12 protein-coding genes are annotated in these 17,612 nt (G+C 61.7%); 8 read left to right on the top strand and 4 right to left on the bottom strand.

Features of this window, described 5'->3' with window-relative positions:
- Positions 1–10 precede the first annotated feature (10 nt).
- Positions 11–226, bottom strand: coding sequence for a hypothetical protein (locus DBP26_RS12295; protein ID WP_108238241.1), 216 nt, complete (start codon positions 224–226; stop codon positions 11–13).
- A 301-nt stretch (positions 227–527) separates the two neighbouring features.
- Between DBP26_RS12295 and DBP26_RS12290 the strand changes: the two genes are divergently transcribed.
- A complete protein-coding gene (locus DBP26_RS12290) occupies positions 528–1,091 on the top strand; it encodes an NAD(P)H-dependent oxidoreductase (RefSeq protein WP_108238242.1) in 564 nt (187 codons plus the stop codon).
- 234 nt (positions 1,092–1,325) lie between these two features.
- Complete coding sequence (locus DBP26_RS12285; protein ID WP_108238243.1) at positions 1,326–6,614, top strand: DUF6543 domain-containing protein; 5,289 nt, start codon at positions 1,326–1,328, stop codon at positions 6,612–6,614.
- Here DBP26_RS12285 and DBP26_RS12280 read toward each other — a convergent pair.
- From DBP26_RS12280 to DBP26_RS12270, 3 genes are all read right to left on the bottom strand, one after another.
- A complete protein-coding gene (locus DBP26_RS12280) occupies positions 6,594–7,745 on the bottom strand; it encodes an acyl-CoA dehydrogenase family protein (protein WP_108238244.1) in 1,152 nt (383 codons plus the stop codon). The genes DBP26_RS12285 and DBP26_RS12280 overlap by 21 nt on opposite strands.
- A 3-nt stretch (positions 7,746–7,748) precedes the next feature.
- A complete protein-coding gene (locus tag DBP26_RS12275; RefSeq protein ID WP_108238245.1) occupies positions 7,749–8,846 on the bottom strand; it encodes an enoyl-CoA hydratase/isomerase family protein in 1,098 nt (365 codons plus the stop codon).
- 190 nt (positions 8,847–9,036) lie between these two features.
- Positions 9,037–9,963 carry a MurR/RpiR family transcriptional regulator gene (locus DBP26_RS12270; RefSeq protein ID WP_108238246.1) on the bottom strand — a complete coding sequence of 309 codons (927 nt, stop codon included), beginning with the start codon at positions 9,961–9,963 and terminating at the stop codon, positions 9,037–9,039.
- Positions 9,964–10,270: 307 nt separating this feature from the next.
- Here DBP26_RS12270 and iolC point away from each other — a divergent pair, with 307 nt between their 5' ends.
- The 6 genes from iolC (at position 10,271) to DBP26_RS26855 (ending at position 17,571) form a co-directional block, all read left to right on the top strand.
- Positions 10,271–12,208 (top strand): 5-dehydro-2-deoxygluconokinase, encoded by a 1,938-nt coding sequence (iolC, locus tag DBP26_RS12265; protein WP_108238247.1) that lies wholly within the window; start codon positions 10,271–10,273, stop codon positions 12,206–12,208.
- Between the two features lie 51 nt (positions 12,209–12,259).
- The gene (gene iolE / locus DBP26_RS12260; protein ID WP_108238248.1) at positions 12,260–13,195 is read left to right on the top strand and encodes a myo-inosose-2 dehydratase; all 936 of its coding nucleotides are present in this window, start codon (positions 12,260–12,262) and stop codon (positions 13,193–13,195) included.
- A gap of 2 nt (positions 13,196–13,197) precedes the next feature.
- Positions 13,198–14,007, top strand: coding sequence for a 5-deoxy-glucuronate isomerase (gene iolB / locus DBP26_RS12255; RefSeq protein ID WP_108238249.1), 810 nt, complete (start codon positions 13,198–13,200; stop codon positions 14,005–14,007).
- Between the two features lie 75 nt (positions 14,008–14,082).
- Entirely contained in the window at positions 14,083–16,014 is a 1,932-nt protein-coding gene (gene iolD, locus DBP26_RS12250) for a 3D-(3,5/4)-trihydroxycyclohexane-1,2-dione acylhydrolase (decyclizing) (protein WP_108238250.1), read from the top strand.
- 67 nt (positions 16,015–16,081) lie between these two features.
- Complete coding sequence (locus tag DBP26_RS12245) at positions 16,082–17,101, top strand: Gfo/Idh/MocA family oxidoreductase (protein WP_108238251.1); 1,020 nt, start codon at positions 16,082–16,084, stop codon at positions 17,099–17,101.
- A gap of 230 nt (positions 17,102–17,331) precedes the next feature.
- Positions 17,332–17,571, top strand: coding sequence for a hypothetical protein (locus DBP26_RS26855; protein ID WP_146749631.1), 240 nt, complete (start codon positions 17,332–17,334; stop codon positions 17,569–17,571).
- Positions 17,572–17,612: the final 41 nt, after the last annotated feature.

The raw sequence follows: 17,612 nt of genomic DNA, 5'->3' as shown, positions 1-17,612 counted from the left end.
TGGCGGGCGTCTAGCTCACCCGGGTCAGCTTGATTCCGGATTGAACCAGTTCGAACTCGTCGCCGCCCAGATGGGTCACGCGGTCGCCGATGACCAGGCGATAGGTGACCACTTGTTTCATTTCGCCTGTTTCGTCTGGCTTGAAATCATGGAATTCCCGCACGGGATAGATGCGTCCCTCGGCATCTCGTGCATGGAACTGTGCGACATGATCATGTGAAGCCATTTGCTGTGTAACCTCTGAAAAAACCGCTGGTTTGCGCACAGCCTGACACTGCCCGCCGTAAATCCTTGTTCGTTTCAAGACTCGGCCGCCGAACCTTCGGGCGCCTCCCGCGCTCAAGCCCTTCAGACCGTGTTTTTTCAGGGTAGTTTGGGGCCAAGTAAAAAAATGTGTCGAGAAAGGGCAGGTGACATCCTGGTGGTAGATCGGATGGTTCGATCAAAGACAACGAAAAACAGCGCTGAATAAACGGCGTGTTTCATCTATAACTGTCACTTCTCCCATCACATAGAAGGTCAGGTTCATGAGCCAGGTTCATTCGATCGCAGTCATTGTCGGCAGCTTGAGAAAAGAGTCCATCAACCGCAAAGTCGCCCGCGCACTGGCCGAGTTGGCCCCTCCCAGCCTGAAACTGAACATCGTCGAAATTGGCGACCTGCCTCTGTACAACGAAGACATCGACCACGATTCGCCACCCGCCGCTTACACCGCCTTCCGTCAGGCGTTGCAGGGGGCTGACGGGTTTCTGTTCGTGACCCCCGAATACAACCGTTCCGTGCCAGGTGCGCTGAAAAACGCCATCGACGTGGGGTCGCGTCCCTACGGTCAGAGCGCGTGGGGCAAAGCCAAACCCGCAGCGGTGATCAGCGTGTCCCCAGGTGCCATCGGAGGATTCGGTGCCAACCAGCACCTGCGCCAGAGTTTCGTCTTCCTCGACGTGCTGTGCATGCAACAGCCCGAGGCGTATCTGGGAAATGCCGGTAGCTTCTTCGATGAGCAGGGCAAGCTGAGCGAGAAAACCCGTCCATTCCTGCAGAGCATCATTGATGCGTTTGCCGCGCATGTGGCGCGTACCTTGAAGGCGTGACGCCTAGCCCATCCGCAGCGGCGGCTTCGAGGGGGCGTGCTCGTCACGCCCATTCCGACATGGCGTCGCCTGCGGTTGAGTCGTCGTGCCCTGGGCCGAGTCAATCGGAATTTTCAGCGCCTTTGTACAGCATTATGTAGCGCAGTTGCCCTCACGCTTCCCCTTACGCTCCTTTCATGTAGCCCCTGCCGGGCCTTTTGCCAGGCAAGGCTTTTCCATGAAAAAGGAGCCTTCATGTTCACCCCCCTTTCACGTTTCTTCCACAGTGCATCGCTGCGCACGCGATATAGCGATGCCTTGGGCCGTGCCCTCGCGGGTCAGCGCATCGACACCTCCGAGCAGGCCTGGTTGCTGAGCATTGCCCAACCGACGCAATCTGAACCGGACCCGGTCAGGGTCGACAGGTTGCTATTGGCAGACGGCGCCGTCCAGACCTTTGATCTCGTTGCCGCCCTTGTGCTGAGCCACACCGACGTGGCTATTCCGAAGGTCTACCTTTATACCCTCGCCGATGGCCTTGAAGCCTTCGATGATCGAGCGGCGTTGCTGGACGTGCTGCTCAGCCGGTTTTCGCCAGCGCCCCAGGATGCTTTGTTCGAGGTCCAGCGAATCGAGGGCGACCCCTTCAAGGCGCAGATGCTGGCGGTCATCGATCATCAAGCCAGGCACGTCGAGCAGTTGAGCAGCGTTTTGCGTCAAACGCCCACGCTCATGGACGCCGCCAACGCTGCACTGGGCCTGCGCCTGCGCGAGACGCTACCGCAGATGAGCATCGACCCCAAGGCACACATCCTTCAGGTCGTGCCGATCACGCAGAGCGACGACCTGATCCCCTTCACGCAGACCCTCACACAGGCCGCATTCCAGGATTTCTGTGGCGTACCGCTGTCGGCAGTAGGTCGCCGGCAATTCCTCGACACCCGAGGCCGTGTGGCCGGCCCGTCCGATCACGCGTTGTTCACGACGGCGATCGCCAATGCGGTGGCCACCACCCCTCAGGTCTACGGTCAGATGCTCCGGGCATACTGGCGCGGAATCTGGCTCGACCGCCGTACCCGGCGCGACCTCGCCATCGAAAGCTTCAAGAACAGTGTGCACTTCGAAATGTACTCGCGGTTACATGACGGCTCAGTGGGTGCTGACCGATTCCGGGCACTTCTGCCGTTGCTTCACTCGACCGTCGGCGCGCCTCCCGCCGGCAGTCCGCTGCGCTGTCAGCGATTGAATATCAGCGTAGGAAACAGTGCACCCATGGCGCTGGCAGGCACGTTCATTCTCCAGCCCGACAAGAACGATGCATCGATTCTGTGGTTTTCACCGCAACACACGCTGGTGAATTTCCAGAGCCTGACCGCTTTGGTACAGCACTTGACCACCTCGGCCGGACGCCGGCAAATGCGCGCTGCGGTGGCATTGCAGGATCAACCCGTCCTGCTCAGCCCGGGGCCGCTGCAAGTCGAACTGCAGGATATCGGTGAGCCCCTGTTTATGGACCGCGTCGACTCGATTCTGGAGTTGCAGCATCGCAATCTCGCGTACGCCGCAGGCATTTTCAGCGCCTCGGACCAGCGCGTCCCGATGCTCGACGATGCGCTCGACATCCGTGCTTTACTCGACCCTCGGCAGTTACGGTTCAGCGAAGGGCGCTGGCGCGACGACGGTTCTGCCGCCTTCCGCGATCGATGGCTCGGGCCGTCCCTGTCGACGTCTCCGTCCTCGACCGATGCAAGCGGAGCCGACCCTGCGGCCACTCGCCCGCTGTCGTGGATAGAGCAAACACGGGAATTCGACGCCAAGGTCGAGCGTTTGAGGCAGATGGACCCTGTGCTGCCCCAGCATGCCGCGGATTTATTGCAACGCTACTTGTGCGTGTTGATCAACGAGCCGGTCGACCCGACCAAGGTTCAGGTCCATTGGCTGGTTCCTCGGTCGGACGCCGCAGTCGATGACGCCTCTCCGGGAGTGGCAGTCAGTGAAGCCCAGCAGGCCGTGACGATGGACCTGGTGACCTTCCTGCTCGAGTGTGTCAGCGGCCGCCGCGACGGCCGCCTGCCCCGCGGGGCTCAGGTGCGTTGGATGGCCGCGGCGTCGGGGGGAAGTCTCGAAGCCGAAGTGGTCAATCACGCGCTCGAAAAGGCCCGCGCGGAATTCGCCGAGCGCTACCTGCAACGGTTCACACAAGATCGGACGGGGCCGGTGCGACGGCAGGACAGTTGCGTGCTTCCCTTTGCCGAAGCGTTGAATCTGCGGGAAGACGCCATGCGCCTGGGCCTGGCATTGGCGACGCGTCAGGGCTGGATCGACAAGCCGTGCAGCGACATGGTCTGGCAACTGATGAATCGCCCTGCGCGCGCGCTTCGCCAGGCACTTGGCACACCGGTGACGGACGCTTTTTTCGTGTCCTTGACCTACGGCGACCACGCCCATGCCAGGTTGGGCGACACGCTGGCCTTGAGGCAAGGTGATGACGCCGATTCGCCGATCGTGCTGTGGTCCTGTACTTCAGGCTGGGTGCAATTCGAGTCGCTCCAGCGGCTGGAATCGGTATTGCTGGGCAAATTCTACGGCGCCCATCGTGAGCGCTGGCTGGATTTGCTGGGTGAGCTCGATGGCGCTCGGGTCCGCAATTACTTGCTCGATGCGGACCACGGCCCCCTAGCGCTCCGGCTGGATCGGATCGACGGGCATGTCGTCGAGGCGCTGCAACAACAGGCATTGGCCCATCAACAGGAGCGTGTGGGGCAATTGTGCCCCCGTGCGGCGCGCCAGGGGTTGCAAGGGGCGCTGATGGCCTCCCTGGCACCGGAAGCCGAGCTCGACTGGCTGCTGTCCGACATGCTCGACGAGTTGGCCGTGCGCATTCGCAACAGCTTGTTCGAGGCGCTGTTGCCAACCTGGCTGACGTCAGCGTCGGTGGCCGAGCAGCGACTGTACGAGGAGCTTCTTCATCGCTACTACCTCGATAGCGATGGTGGCAAGGACTTCCTGTTCGACATTCCTCCATTGGGTGCCTACACCCGCGAACGCCTGGCGACGGCGCTTAACCGGGACTTTCCTGGCCAGGCGCTCGATCCGGACCGGATCGGGGTCGTTTCCCAGCAGTATGTCAGCGCCCTTCCACCGGTCGGGCAGTTGCCGTCGTCGGTGCCTGCTGCGACCATCAGGCACCGCGAGACACTCACTGAGTACGCGATCAACCGCTTCATCGATTATCAGGACGCCGCGATCAGCGTAGCATCCGATGACCAGCCTCAGGCCGTCGCGCTGTTGACCCCCACCTACCTGCGCCGGCTGATCAGGACGCTTGACATCGGCACGGGCTATCGGACGTTGTTGAGCGAGGCATTGAATCCCGCGGATCCGCAATCCCCCAAGCGCAAACGATTGTTCATCGAACAGGTGCCCTCGGTCATCCAGGCGATCACCCTGTCGGAAAAGCTGCAAGGCAAACTCAGCCTCGTCGGTTATCAATTCGTCGCCAGTATCTTCGAGATGCCCGATGGTCTGGCGCGAGAGCCCGTCAGTGGCGTGCAGATCATCATCACTCCGCTGCAACTGGTGGCCGATGCGGGCATGACGCCTGACCGCGCAGCTGGGGTGTATCTTATTCGCCCGACATCGGCTGAAGCCGGGCCGATCGTTCTCTGCGCGCTTCATCATTCGCCGTTCATGTTTCGTGAGTACGCCAGCGAAGCAGCGCTGCTGGAGGATATTCGCCAAGACCGGCCGCTGCAGGCGCTACTGCTGGAGCGGCTCGATCCTAAGGTGCATCGACGCTATGCTCACGGAGGATTTGTCGAGCCGCATCTGCCTTTCCTGGACAACGGCCCGGGGGATGTACCGTTCGAAAGGCCGGGGCCGGTTACGCTGGCGGTGGCAGAGATCAAAGGCAATGCGCTGCAGGTGCTGTTCGATGACACCGTCAAGCTGTTGATCGATGCCAGCGTGGCCAATACCGTGACCAACGATGAGACGGACCGCGCAGGGCGGGTGTTTCTCGCCAAGCTGGGCTTCGAACAGGTCATGACACTGCTGCCGGACAAGCTCGTGGCACTGATCATGTTGTGGCAGAGCCAGGATCTGTTTCGCGCTTCTGCAGCCGCGGCTTCCCAACGTCGCTGGGGGGAAGCGCTGTCAGAGTTTTCCGCCGCCTTGGGCGTGATGGTCAGCGTGCGGGAAAAGCGCCTCGACGACAATCCGACCGAAGATGTCGACGTGACGGAATCGAATGCGAATCGAGAAACCCCGCCCGCGCCTGCATTCAGCTGGCGCACCGCTTCGCTGACCACTGCGCAGCGCGTTGCACTGAGCCGTCTGGAGGCCAGGGAGGTGACACTGCAATCCCTGCGTCATGACCCGTTGCTCAATCTTTATCGAGGCGAGCCGGGCGATACGTCTTATGCCGTGGTGGAGGGCAAGGTGTATCAGGTGCAGCAGCTCTCCGAGAACGGTGACTGGCGTATCGTGGGGGAAAATGGCCAGGCTGGGCCCCGTCTGCTTCTCGACGGGACCCAGCACTGGCAACTTGACCTGGACCTGCGTCTGCGCGGGGGAGGCGGCGCCTCTGGCCGTTATCACCAATCCAGGGTGGATCAGATGGCCGAAGACTTGATCGTCATCGAGGCCAGCGGTATGCCGCAGATCCGTCATTTGTACCGCGACCGCGCCAGGCGCATCGGGCAGGCGCATCTGAAAGCCAAGCGTTACTTGGAAGACGCCATGGATAATCTGCATGCCTATCGGCGCCAGCCCGGGCAGGCGTCCAAGGTGAAGGACATCATCGGGGATTTCTTCGGCACCGACGCCCCCGAGCCATGGTTGGTGGACAGCGTGGATCGTGCGGCAAGGGGGTTGTTCGCCGCGATCATGGATTCATCGCTGGCGCCGTTCACCTCTACCCGTTATGTCGTCGGCTCCACTCGGTCCGGGAGTGAAGGCGTCACGGCTTTTATCGTCACCGGCGACCCCAAGCAGCGTATTTTCCTCACTGAGCGCTTCTTTAACGTGCCCCATTTCGCCTTGAAACCGGCAGCAAGGGCGGAAGGTTTCGATCCGGCCGCCCACTATCGGGCCGCGAACCTGATCCACGAACTGTCGCATCAGGTGCTCGACACCTACGACATCGAGTACCTGGAATCCATGGCGCCGTACCCCGATCTGTTGGCAGACGACAGCGCTGATGCCCTCGCAACCCGTTTGATGGCAGCCCGGCTGCACGGCGAGCGATTGTCCCATCGCAGTGCCAGGGACATGTTGTTCACCGTGTACGAGGCAGGCAGACGTCGTGACCTTCAGCAGGCCGATGGGCGTGGCTATGAAGTGATCCTTCGGCTGACAGGGACGAAAACGGTCGACCAGGCACGGGACGTGTTTTTGGCCGACCTGAGGGTACGAAGCGAGATCATCCTCAGGAATGCCGATTCGCTGACCCTCTTGATTCTGAAACTGGGACGGCGCAACTTCACCGTGCCGACTCCACCGCCGATTCGACGAAACAGGGCGTTACAGGACGTAGTGGCGTAACTCCCGGGCGATCAGCAAACGTTGGATCTCGCTGGAGCCTTCGTAGATCTGGGTGATGCGCGCGTCCCGATAGAATTTTTCCACCGGGTAATCTTCCAGATAGCCATACCCGCCGTGGATCTGCACAGCCTTGGAGCAGACCCACTCGGCCATTTCCGAGGCAAACAGCTTGGCCTGGGAGGCCTCGGACAAACAGGGCCTGCCCGCCGTGCGCAAGCGCGCGGCGTGCAGGACCATCAGCCGAGCGGCATTGATGCGCGTGTGCATGTCGGCGAGCAGGTTGGAAACGCTTTGGTGGTCGATGATCGGCTTGTCGAATTGCACGCGCTCCCGGGCGTAGGCAAGGGCCGCTTCGAAGGCTGCACGGGCGATGCCCAAGGCCTGGGCGGCGATGCCTATCCGGCCGCCTTCCAGGTTGGACAAGGCAATTGCCAGACCCTTGCCCCGTTCGCCCAGCAGGCTGGTTTGGGGAAGACGGCAATCGCTCAAGGTCACCGCGCAGGTGTCCGATGCGCGGATGCCCATTTTGTGCTCCATGCGATCGACGTGGTAGCCGGGGTTGTCGGTGGGCACCAGAAACGCCGAAATACCTTTCTTGCCCAATTCCGGGTCGGTGACGGCGAAGACGATGGCCAACTGCGCGCGCTTGCCATTGCTGACGAACTGTTTCGCGCCGTTGAGCACCCATTCGCCGTTCTTGAGTTCGGCGCGGGTGCGCAGGTTGTGCGCCTCGGAGCCTGCTTGAGGTTCAGTCAGGCAAAAGCAGCCGATGGCCTTGCCGCTCGCAAGCTTCTCCAGCCATTGGCTCTTCTGGGCATCGGAGCCGTAATTGAGGATCGGCCCGCAGCCCACCGAGCTGTGCACACTCATCAACGTTCCGGTGGCCGCGTCCCCCGCCGAGATCTCCTCGACCGCCAGCGCGTAGGCGACGTAATCGATGTAGGTGCCGCCCCATTCTTCCGGGACGATCATCCCCAGCAAGCCCAGTTCGCCCAGTTTTTCGATCACCGCGTCGTCGATCCAGCCCTGCTGTTCCCAGGTACGGGCGTGGGGCGCGATCTCGTTGCGGGCGAACTCCCGGGCCATGTCGCGGATCATGATGTGTTCTTCGGTCAGTTCAAGGTCTTGCATGGCTCATGCCTCATGACCGCTGAAGAAGCTCGCCACCTGCTCGGCATCCAGTGCCTGCACCGTGGGCGGGTTCCAATGCGGTTTCTTGTCTTTGTCTACGATCAGGGCTCGAACGCCCTCGATCAGGTCGCCTCGTTCGAACCACTGACGATCGAGGTGCAGCTCCAGGTCGAAGCAGGTCTCCAGCGGCAAGTGACGGCCCCGGCGCAGCAGCTCCAGCGTCACGGCCATGGCCAGGGGAGAACGGGTGTTCATCAGGTTGGCCGTGTCCACGGCCCACTGATGGGTGTCGAAAACCGTCACCTCCTGTAACTGTTCGATGATGCTCGGGATATCCGGCAGGGCAAAGAAGTGGTCGATCGCCGGACGTAGTTTTTCCAGTGGCGCGTCGGGCAGGTGCTGTACGGCCATTCGAGCCAAGACGCCTTGCAGGGCCTTGAGCGGGGTCAGCGTCCATTTCAACGCGTCGAGTTGGCGGTCCAGCTCCGCCAGACGTGCGCTTTGCAGGTACCAGTCCGCCAGCCCGCAGTACAGCGCATCGGCGGCCTGGATTTGCACGCCGGTCACCCCCAGGTACACGCCGAGCTCTCCGGGAACCCGCGGCAGAAAATAACTGCCACCGACGTCCGGGAAATAGCCGATAGCCACCTCCGGCATCGCCAGGCGGCTGCGCTCGGTGACCACCCTCAGGTCGACCCCTTGGGCCAGGCCCATGCCGCCGCCCAGTACGAAGCCGTCCATCAGGGCGACGACGGGTTTGCGGTAGTGATGCAAGGTGAGGTCCAGCGCATATTCTTCGACGAAGAAGCGCTGATGCAGCGTCTGGTGATTTTTGAAACTGTCGTACAGCGCGCGGATATCGCCCCCGGCACAGAAGGCTTTTTCCCCGGCGCCCCGCAGCACGACGGCATAGACCTTGTCGTCCTGAGCCCAAAGGTCCAGTTGCCGTTGAAGCTGGCGAACCATGGGCAAATCGATCGCGTTCAGCCCTTGCGGACGATTGAGGGTAATGTGGCCAATGTGATTGCGTACTTCGGTCAGAACGGTGTCGCAGGCCGGTTCCTGGCCTGGGGACCTTGCCGGTACTACCTGTGCCGTCATGGTTGCCTCCCTGTGGCTTTTGTTTTTTTGCTCATTCAGACGACCGCAAGCGGGCCGCCTTCCGTGAGATGCACTCGGATGCTAACAGCGCAATTTTGCAAATGACAATGAAGAATCCTGCACCTCGGCCCTGCAAGTTTGCATGGGCTTGATGGCTGTCCGCAGGCACGCCGGTTTGACGTGCCGGCGCTCAGTCATCGAAACCGACGTGCTCGGACATTTCGTCGACTTTCAGCTCCAGACGGTACGCCACTGCGATGAACAGGGCCTGACACAGGCACAGCGTGGCACTCAGGGAGCGGAACGCGAACGAGCTGCCCTCATTGACCAACAGCACGGCATTCGCGCGTTTGGCCAGTGGCGACAGGTTGCTATCGGTAATGATCAACGTCTTCGCCTGATGATGCTGAGCGATGCGCAAACAGTGCTGGGTTTCCTTGGCGTAGGGGGTAAAGCTGATGGCGATCACCAGGTCATTGGCCCGCACGCTGCGCATCTGTTCGCGGTAGCTGCCGCCCAGCCCCGAAATCAGGTGAATGCGCTTGTTGGTGTGCTGCAGGTTGTAGACCAGGTAGTCGGCCACGGCGAAGGAACGGCGCACGCCCACCACGTAGATGTTGTCGGCATTGACCACCAGATCGACCGCCTTTTCGAAGGCTTCATCGTCCAGCTCCAGGGCCAGCCGCTCGAGCCCGGACAGGGTGGCATTGACGCACTCTCGAGCCAGGTCCCCGCCACTGGCCTTCTGCGTTTTGTTGGCGATCATGTTGCGGATGCGTTGCTGATAGTTCTGTACCGGCGTCGCTTTGTGGGTGTACGCCTCTCGGAACAGCGCCTGCATTTCGCTGAAGCCGCTGAAGCCGAACCGCTGGGAGAAGCGCACGATCGCGGAGGGGTGCACCTCGCATTCACGGGCAATGTCGCTGATGCGGTCAACCATGATCCGATCGCTCTGCTGGCTCATGTAACTGGCGATGCGCTTGAGCTGGCGCGGCAAACCGTCGTATTCGGCTGTGATCAGCTTGAGCAGGGCATCCGCCGTCTCGGGCGCGGCGGCGATGGTCGGTGCGGTACTGTCATCGGTGTCAGGCATGGACGGCTGATCGGTGCTGGACATGCGTACAAAATCCTCAAGCTTTTTCCTGTAGGGCGCGCTGGTTCGCCATTCACCTTGCCGTGGTCGGGCAGCGGTACTGCCAGCGAAGCGTCGATGCCCGCGAGGGCGGTTGCCGAAGTTTACAGGGCTTGCCCCATAACTTGCCTGTTTACCACGATTCAATGCTGCTCGCGCGTGAATGGAAAAAAATTTCCACATGAAAATAATTTAGAAAAAATCGTTGATCCCGTCATCTCAGCGTTCTAGTCTGCATTCACCAACAGGGCTTGCCGAAAAGCCCGGGCTTATAACAACAAGAGGAGCCAGCATGGGCCAGAGTCGTTTTGCCGGTGGGCGTCCGCTGGACGTGGTGTGTATCGGGCGCCTGGGCGTCGATCTGTATGCCCAGCAAGTGGGCGCGCGGCTCGAAGACGTCAGCAGCTTCGCCAAATACCTGGGCGGCTCCTCCGCCAACATTGCGTTCGGCACGGCCCGCCTTGGCGTCAAGTCGGCCATGCTGACCCGCGTCGGTGACGATCACATGGGCCGTTTTCTCGTCGAATCTCTGGCTCGGGAAGGTTGCGATGTGAGCGGCATTAAGGTCGACGCCGAGCGCCTGACCGCGATGGTGCTGTTGGGGATCAAGGATCGCGAAACCTTTCCGTTGGTGTTTTATCGGGAAAACTGCGCCGACATGGCGTTGAGCGCCGAGGACATCGACGAAGCGCAGATTGCATCGAGCAAGGCACTGTTGATTACAGGCACTCATTTCTCCACCGATCAGGTGTTCAAGGCCAGCAGTCAGGCGCTGGATCACGCCGAAAAGCATGACGTGCGACGGGTGCTCGACATCGATTACCGCCCTGTGCTGTGGGGACTGACCGGTAAGGCCGATGGCCAGACGCGGTTTGTCGCCGATCAGGGCGTCAGCGAGCATGTGCAGCGCATCCTGCCGCGCTTCGATCTGATTGTCGGCACCGAGGAAGAATTCCTCATTGCGGGCGGCTCGACCGACCTGCTCGACGCTTTGCGCAATGTACGCGAACTGACCACCGCGACGCTGGTGGTCAAGCTGGGGCCGCAAGGTTGTACGGTGATTCACGGCGCCATTCCGGCACGCCTGGAAGACGGTGCCATCTACCCTGGCGTACAGGTCCAGGTGCTCAACGTGCTCGGCGCGGGCGATGCCTTTCTGTCGGGGTTCCTCAAAGGCTGGCTCAACGATGAAAGCGACGAGCGTTGCTGTCAGTTGGCCAATGCCTGCGGCGGCCTGGTCGTGTCGCGCCATGCCTGCGCGCCCGCCATGCCCACCCTGGCCGAGTTGGCTTACTTGTTCGACAGCCCGTTGCCGATCACCCGGCCCGATCAGGATCCGGTGTTGCAACGCCTGCATCAGGTGAGTGTGCCGCGCAAGGCATGGAAACAACTGTTCATCTTTGCCTTCGATCATCGTGGGCAACTGGTGGAACTGGCCCAGCGGGCAGGGCGGGATCTGGCGTGCATCAGTCAGCTCAAGCGCCTCTTCGTTCACGCGGTGGAGCGGGTCGAGGCGGACCTGCTCAAGCGCGGCATCGAGGCCGACGTCGGGGTGCTGGCCGACCACCGCTTCGGCCAGGACGCGCTGAACGCCGCCACGGGGCGCGGCTGGTGGATCGCGCGTCCGGTCGAAGTGCAGGGGTCGCGGCCACTGGCGTTCGAACTGGGCCGCTCCATGGGCAGCCATCTGGCGAGCTGGCCGAAAGAGCAGATCGTCAAGTGTCTGGTGCAGTACCACCCTGACGACGAGCCGCTGTTGCGCCTGGAACAGGAGGCTCAATTGATGGGGTTATACGAAGCGACCCAGGCCAGCGGTCACGAATTACTGCTGGAGATCATCCCACCCAAGGATCATCCGTCGACCTATCCGGATGTGATCTACCGTTCGCTCAAGCGCCTTTACAATCTGGGGATTTACCCCGCGTGGTGGAAGATCGAAGTCCAGCCTGCCCAGGTTTGGGAGCAACTCGATGCGCTGATCCGAGAGCGTGATCCCTATTGCCGAGGTGTGGTGCTGCTGGGGCTCAACGCTCCCGCTGAAAGCCTCGCCGCCGGTTTCCGCGAGGCAGGCAGAAGCACAAGCTGCCGCGGCTTCGCTGTGGGCCGCACGATCTTTCATGAGCCCAGTCGAGCCTGGCTGGAAGGCGAGATTGATGACGCCGGGCTGATCAGCCGCGTGCAAAGCACGTTCGGTTTCCTGATCGAATCCTGGCGTGATGCCCGGCCCTGACGTCGGCACCTGTCGGCGCTCGGTAACGTGATTCAAACAAAAGGTGCAGCCATGCCCGCTTCCGCAATCCGAATTGGCATCAACCCGATTTCCTGGAGTAACGACGACCTGCCTGCACTGGGCGGTGAGACACCGCTGAGCACCGCGCTGAGTGAGGGCAAGGCCATCGGTTACGCGGGGTTCGAGCTCAATGGCAAATTTCCCAAGGACGCTCGTGGCGTGGCCGATGCCCTGCGGCCCTATGACTTGGCGCTGGTCTCCGGCTGGTATTCCAGCGGCCTGGCCCGGCGCTCGGTCGCCGAAGAGATCGACGCCATTGCCGGCCCTCTCGAACTGCTCAAGCATAACGGCGCCAAGGTGCTCGTCTACGGCGAAGTGGCCGATTCGATTCAAGGCCAGCGGGTCCGGCTGGTCGAGCGTCCGCGGTGGTACAGCGACCGGGCCTGGCAGATTTATGCCGACAAGCTCACGGAGCTGGCGCGTTTCACCCTGTCCCAGGGCGTGCGCCTGGCGTATCACCACCACATGGGGGCGTATGTGGAGGCCCCGGAAGACATCGACAGGTTGATGGCGCTGACCGGCAGCGAGGTGGGGCTGCTGTTCGATTCGGGCCACTGTTACATGGGGGGCGGCGACCCGTTGCAGGTGCTGCGCAAACACGTCGATCGTGTCTGCCATGTGCATTTCAAGGATGTGCGCAAAGCCGTGGTGCAACTGGCGCGCAACCAGCTCTGGAGTTTTCCGGACTGCATCGTTAACGGCACTTTCACTGTGCCGGGTGACGGAGACATCGACTTCGCGGCATTGCTGGACGTGCTGTTGCAGGCAGGCTACGAAGGCTGGCTGGTGGTCGAGGCCGAGCAGGATCCGGCGGTGGCCCCCAGCTACGTCTACGCAAAAAAGGGTTACGACACGGTGCGCGCACTATTGTCCGCCGCGCAGGAACGCAACGCGGGTCTTCACCCGCCTTCCCACAGGAGCTTGTGAGCATGAACCTTCTGGTTAAAAGCAAGGCCGACGGCCGCGTCGTGGTGGCGTTGGGCGAGGGTGTTTTGCAGTACGTGGGTTTCTCGGCGTATCGCCTGAGCGTCGGCGAGCGCCTCCCTGTCAGCGCCGGCGACAAGGAACTGTGCCTGGTGTTGCTAAGCGGTCGCATCAGTGTCAGCGGCGAAGCGGCGGGGCAGGGCGCATTCCATTGGGAAAACCTCGGTGACCGGCAATCGGTGTTCGAAGACAAGTCGCCCTATGCCGTCTATCTGCCTCCCGGCAGTCAGGGCCAGGTCACTGCCTTGAGCGCGGTGCAGCTTGCGGTGTGCGCGGCGCCGGGCGACGCATCGAAGGCCCTGCCTGCGCGGCTGATCAAACCCGACAGCATGAAGCGCAGCGTGCGCGGCAAGGCGGCGAACACCCGTTATGTCTGCGACATCTTGCCGGATTCCGAGCCCGCCCATTCGCTGCTGGTGGTGGAAGTGCGCACGCCCTCCGGGCATTCGTCCAGCTACCCGCCCCATAAGCACGACAAGGACGACCTGCCGCACGAGAGCGCGCTGGAAGAAACCTATTACCACCAGATCAATCCCCCGCAGGGCTTCGTCTTTCAGCGGGTCTACACCGACGACCGCAGCATCGATCAGGCCATGGCGGTGGAAAACCACGACGTGGTGACCGTGCCCAAGGGGTATCACCCGGTCACAGTGCCTTATGGCTACGAATCCTATTATCTGAACGTCATGGCCGGGCCCAAGCGCGCCTGGCAATTTCACAATGATCCGCAGCACGCGTGGTTATTGGATCTCTAGGCCAGGCTCATTGCCGAAAGTCGCGCTGTCAGGACTCGGAACGCGTCATCGCTCCAATAACAACAAGGTGCAAGCATGACCACCACACGATTGACCATGGCCCAGGCCTTGGTGAAGTTTCTCGACAACCAGTACGTCGAAGTCGACGGCGTGCAGAGCAAGTTCGTCGCCGGGGTGTTCACGATCTTCGGTCACGGCAACGTGCTGGGGCTGGGCCAGGCGCTGGAGCAGGATCGTGGCGAGCTGACTGTCCACCAAGGCCGTAACGAGCAGGGCATGTGCCACGCCGCCATGGGCTTCGCCAAGCAGCACCTGCGGCGCAAGATCTACGCCTGCACCTCCTCGGTAGGGCCGGGAGCCGCGAACATGATCACCGCGGCGGCCACGGCCACTGCCAACCGGATCCCGCTGTTGCTGCTGCCCGGTGATGTCTATGCCAGCCGCCAGCCGGACCCCGTGCTGCAACAGATCGAGCAATTCCATGACCTGAGCATCAGCACCAACGATGCCTTCAAGGCTGTGAGCAAATACTGGGACCGGATCAATCGCCCCGAGCAACTGATGAGTGCGGCGCTCAATGCCATGCGCGTGCTCACCGACCCTGCCGAGACCGGCGCCGTCACTCTGGCCTTGCCGCAAGATGTACAAGGCGAGGCCTACGACTACCCCGACACGTTCCTGCACAAACGGGTCCACCGCATCGACCGTCGTCCGCCCACCCAAGCGATGCTCGAAGATGCCTTGATGCTGATCAAAGGCAAGCGCCGCCCCTTGTTGATCTGTGGTGGTGGCGTGCGCTACTCAGGCGCAGCGGCTGAACTGCAGGCACTGGCCGAGCGTTTCGAGATCCCCTTCAGTGAAACCCAGGCGGGCAAGAGTGCCATCGTCTCGGCCCACCCGCTGAACATGGGCGGCATCGGCGAGACCGGCTCGCTGGCGGCCAACACGCTGGCACAGGAGGCGGACCTGATCATCGGCGTCGGCACCCGGTACAGCGATTTCACCACCGGATCGAAATCGCTGTTTCAGCACCCGCAGGTGCAGTTCCTCAACCTCAACGTCGGCGGATTCGACGTGCAGAAATTGGACGGCGTGCAGGTGCTGGCCGATGCGCGACTCGCGTTGCAGGCGCTGACGCAGGGGCTTGGCGACTACCGCACACAGTGGGGCGATGTGCCGCGCCAGGCGCGTGTGGCGCTGGACGCGGAAGTGGACCGGCTGCACGCCGTCGAGTACCGGCCACAGCATTTCGAGCCTGAAGTGGCGGGGCATCTTGACCCACAGGTGCTGCGCGATTTCATCGAAACCACGGGGTCATGCCTGACCCAAAGTCAGGTACTGGGGCTGCTCAATCGGCAGTTGCCGAACGACGCGGTGATCGTCGCCGCTGCGGGCAGCCTGCCGGGCGACTTGCAGCGGGCCTGGCGCAGTACCAGCGTCGACAGCTACCACGTCGAATACGGCTACTCATGCATGGGGTACGAGGTAAACGCGGCGCTGGGTGTGAAAATGGCCGCGCCCGATCGTGAGGTCTATGCATTGGTGGGGGACGGTTCCTATCTGATGCTGCACTCGGAGCTGGCCACCTCGATTCAGGAACGGCGCAAGGTCAACGTGATCTTGCTGGACAACATGGCCTTTGGCTGCATCAACAACCTGCAGATGGGCAACGGCATGGGCAGCTTTGGCACCGAGTTTCGCTTTCGCAACCCCGACAGCGGGGCGCTGGATGGCGATTTCGTACCGGTGGATTTCGCCATGAGCGCCGCCGCCTACGGCTGCAAGACCTACACCGTGAAGACGATTGAGGCGCTTGAAGCGGCCCTGGCCGATGCGCGCAGGCAAACCGTCTCGACATTGATTGACATCAAGGTGCTGCCGAAAACCATGATCCATGGCTATCTGTCATGGTGGCGCGTGGGCGTGGCTGAAGTCTCCACCCGCGGGAAAACGGCCGAGGCGTATCAGCGTCAAATGACGATGCTGGCCAAGGCCAGGAAATATTGAAACGCCTGTAACGTCTCGCAGCCGCCTTTGGGGCGGCTGCGAGACGTTCGGCCAAGGAGGATCGCGTATGAAAATCGGACTGATTGGTTACGGCAAGGGCGGGCGTTTCTTCCATGCCCCGCTGCTGGCCAGTCTGCCTGGCGCCACGTTTGCGGGTGTGGTGACCGCATCTGCCGAGCGTCGTCAGCAACTGAGCCAGGATTACCCCAACGTGCCCGCTTTCGACTCCTTGGCCGACATGGTGGCCGCTGGCATCGATGCCGTGGTGATTTCCACGCCATTGGCCTCCCGTTGCGCTCTGATCCTTGAGGCGATCGAGCTTGGCGTTGCGGTGGTCAGCGACAAACCGTTCGCCCCGAGCGCCTCGGAGGCGCAGGCCTTGGTGGACGCGGCTGAGCGCCGAGGTGTTTTGCTCAGCGTCTATCAGAACCGTCGCTGGGATTCGGATTTCCTCACCGTGCGCAAGTTGATCGATCAAGGGGTGCTCGGCGATATCGTCCGGTTCGAATCCCGTGTGGAGCGGTACTCGCCCGCGTCCGTGGGCAAGCTAAGCGGCGGCGGAATCCTCCGTGATCTGGGCAGTCATTTGGTGGATCAGGCAGTGTTGCTGTTCGGCCCGGTGCAGCGCGTGTATGCCGAACTGGCCTTCGCTACGCCCAACCAGGAAGTCGACCACGGCTTTTTCATGGCGTTGTGCCACGCCAACGGGGTGACCTCCCACTTGTGGGGCCACTGTCTGCAAAATGCGCAGGGACCTCGATTCCGGGTCAATGGTACTAAGGGCTGCTATACCGTTGAGGGCCTCGATGGGCAGGAGGCTCAAGTGCTGGCGGGGCGCTCGCCCGCGTCCGAAGGCGAACGCTGGGGTGTGGAAGAGCACAGGCGCTGGGGCTGGTTCGAGCAGGGCGAGCACCGCGAACGCGTGCCATCCGAACGCGGTTGCTGGCCGATGTTCTATCGCCAGTTTCAGGATGCCGTGATGAAAGACGGGAACAATCCCGTTGCACCCAGAGAAGCGGTGGCCACCGCTATCGTGCTAGATGCCGCGCGAACCAGCGCGCTGGAAGGGCGCGTAGTCGTGCTGTAAGCCTTGAGCCCCCAGCCCTGTCGCCCGCTCCGACGTTCGAAAAAAAGAAAACGGCGCGGGCAGAAATGAAATGGAAATAAATTCTAAAGCTTGTTGAATTAGAAATTATTTTCCAATAGAGTCGGTTTCAGGTTGCCGTTACTCGACGTCCGGACCTGATGTCGGAGCTTCACTGACACCCGGCCTGGCGAACGAAACAAAACAAGAAAGCCAAAAGACAGGTACCGTCGATGAATATTTTCCACTCTGCCGCCAAGGCCTGCCGGGTCGCCTTCCGAGCTCTGCTCGCCGCCTCTTCTCATGCCCTGTCTCGACTGACGCTTGACCGCTGCCTTGACCTGGCCGCCCGCACGCTGTGCGTTCAGAGCGGTGGGGTGATGGTCTGCGGTGCGTCCAGCGCTTCGGTGGCCCATTTCGCTTCGCCTTGTTTTTCCAAGCCCCGTTTTTCCCGTCCGCCCAACAGCCGCTGAACATTCGCCGTCGTTAGCCAATTCACTACAACAACAAGAAT

This window comes from Pseudomonas sp. RIT409, from assembly GCF_003052515.2.
GTDB lineage: Bacteria > Pseudomonadota > Gammaproteobacteria > Pseudomonadales > Pseudomonadaceae > Aquipseudomonas.
The sequence above is the reverse complement of the archived record's forward strand: the minus strand, read 5'-3'. Positions and strand labels throughout refer to the sequence as shown.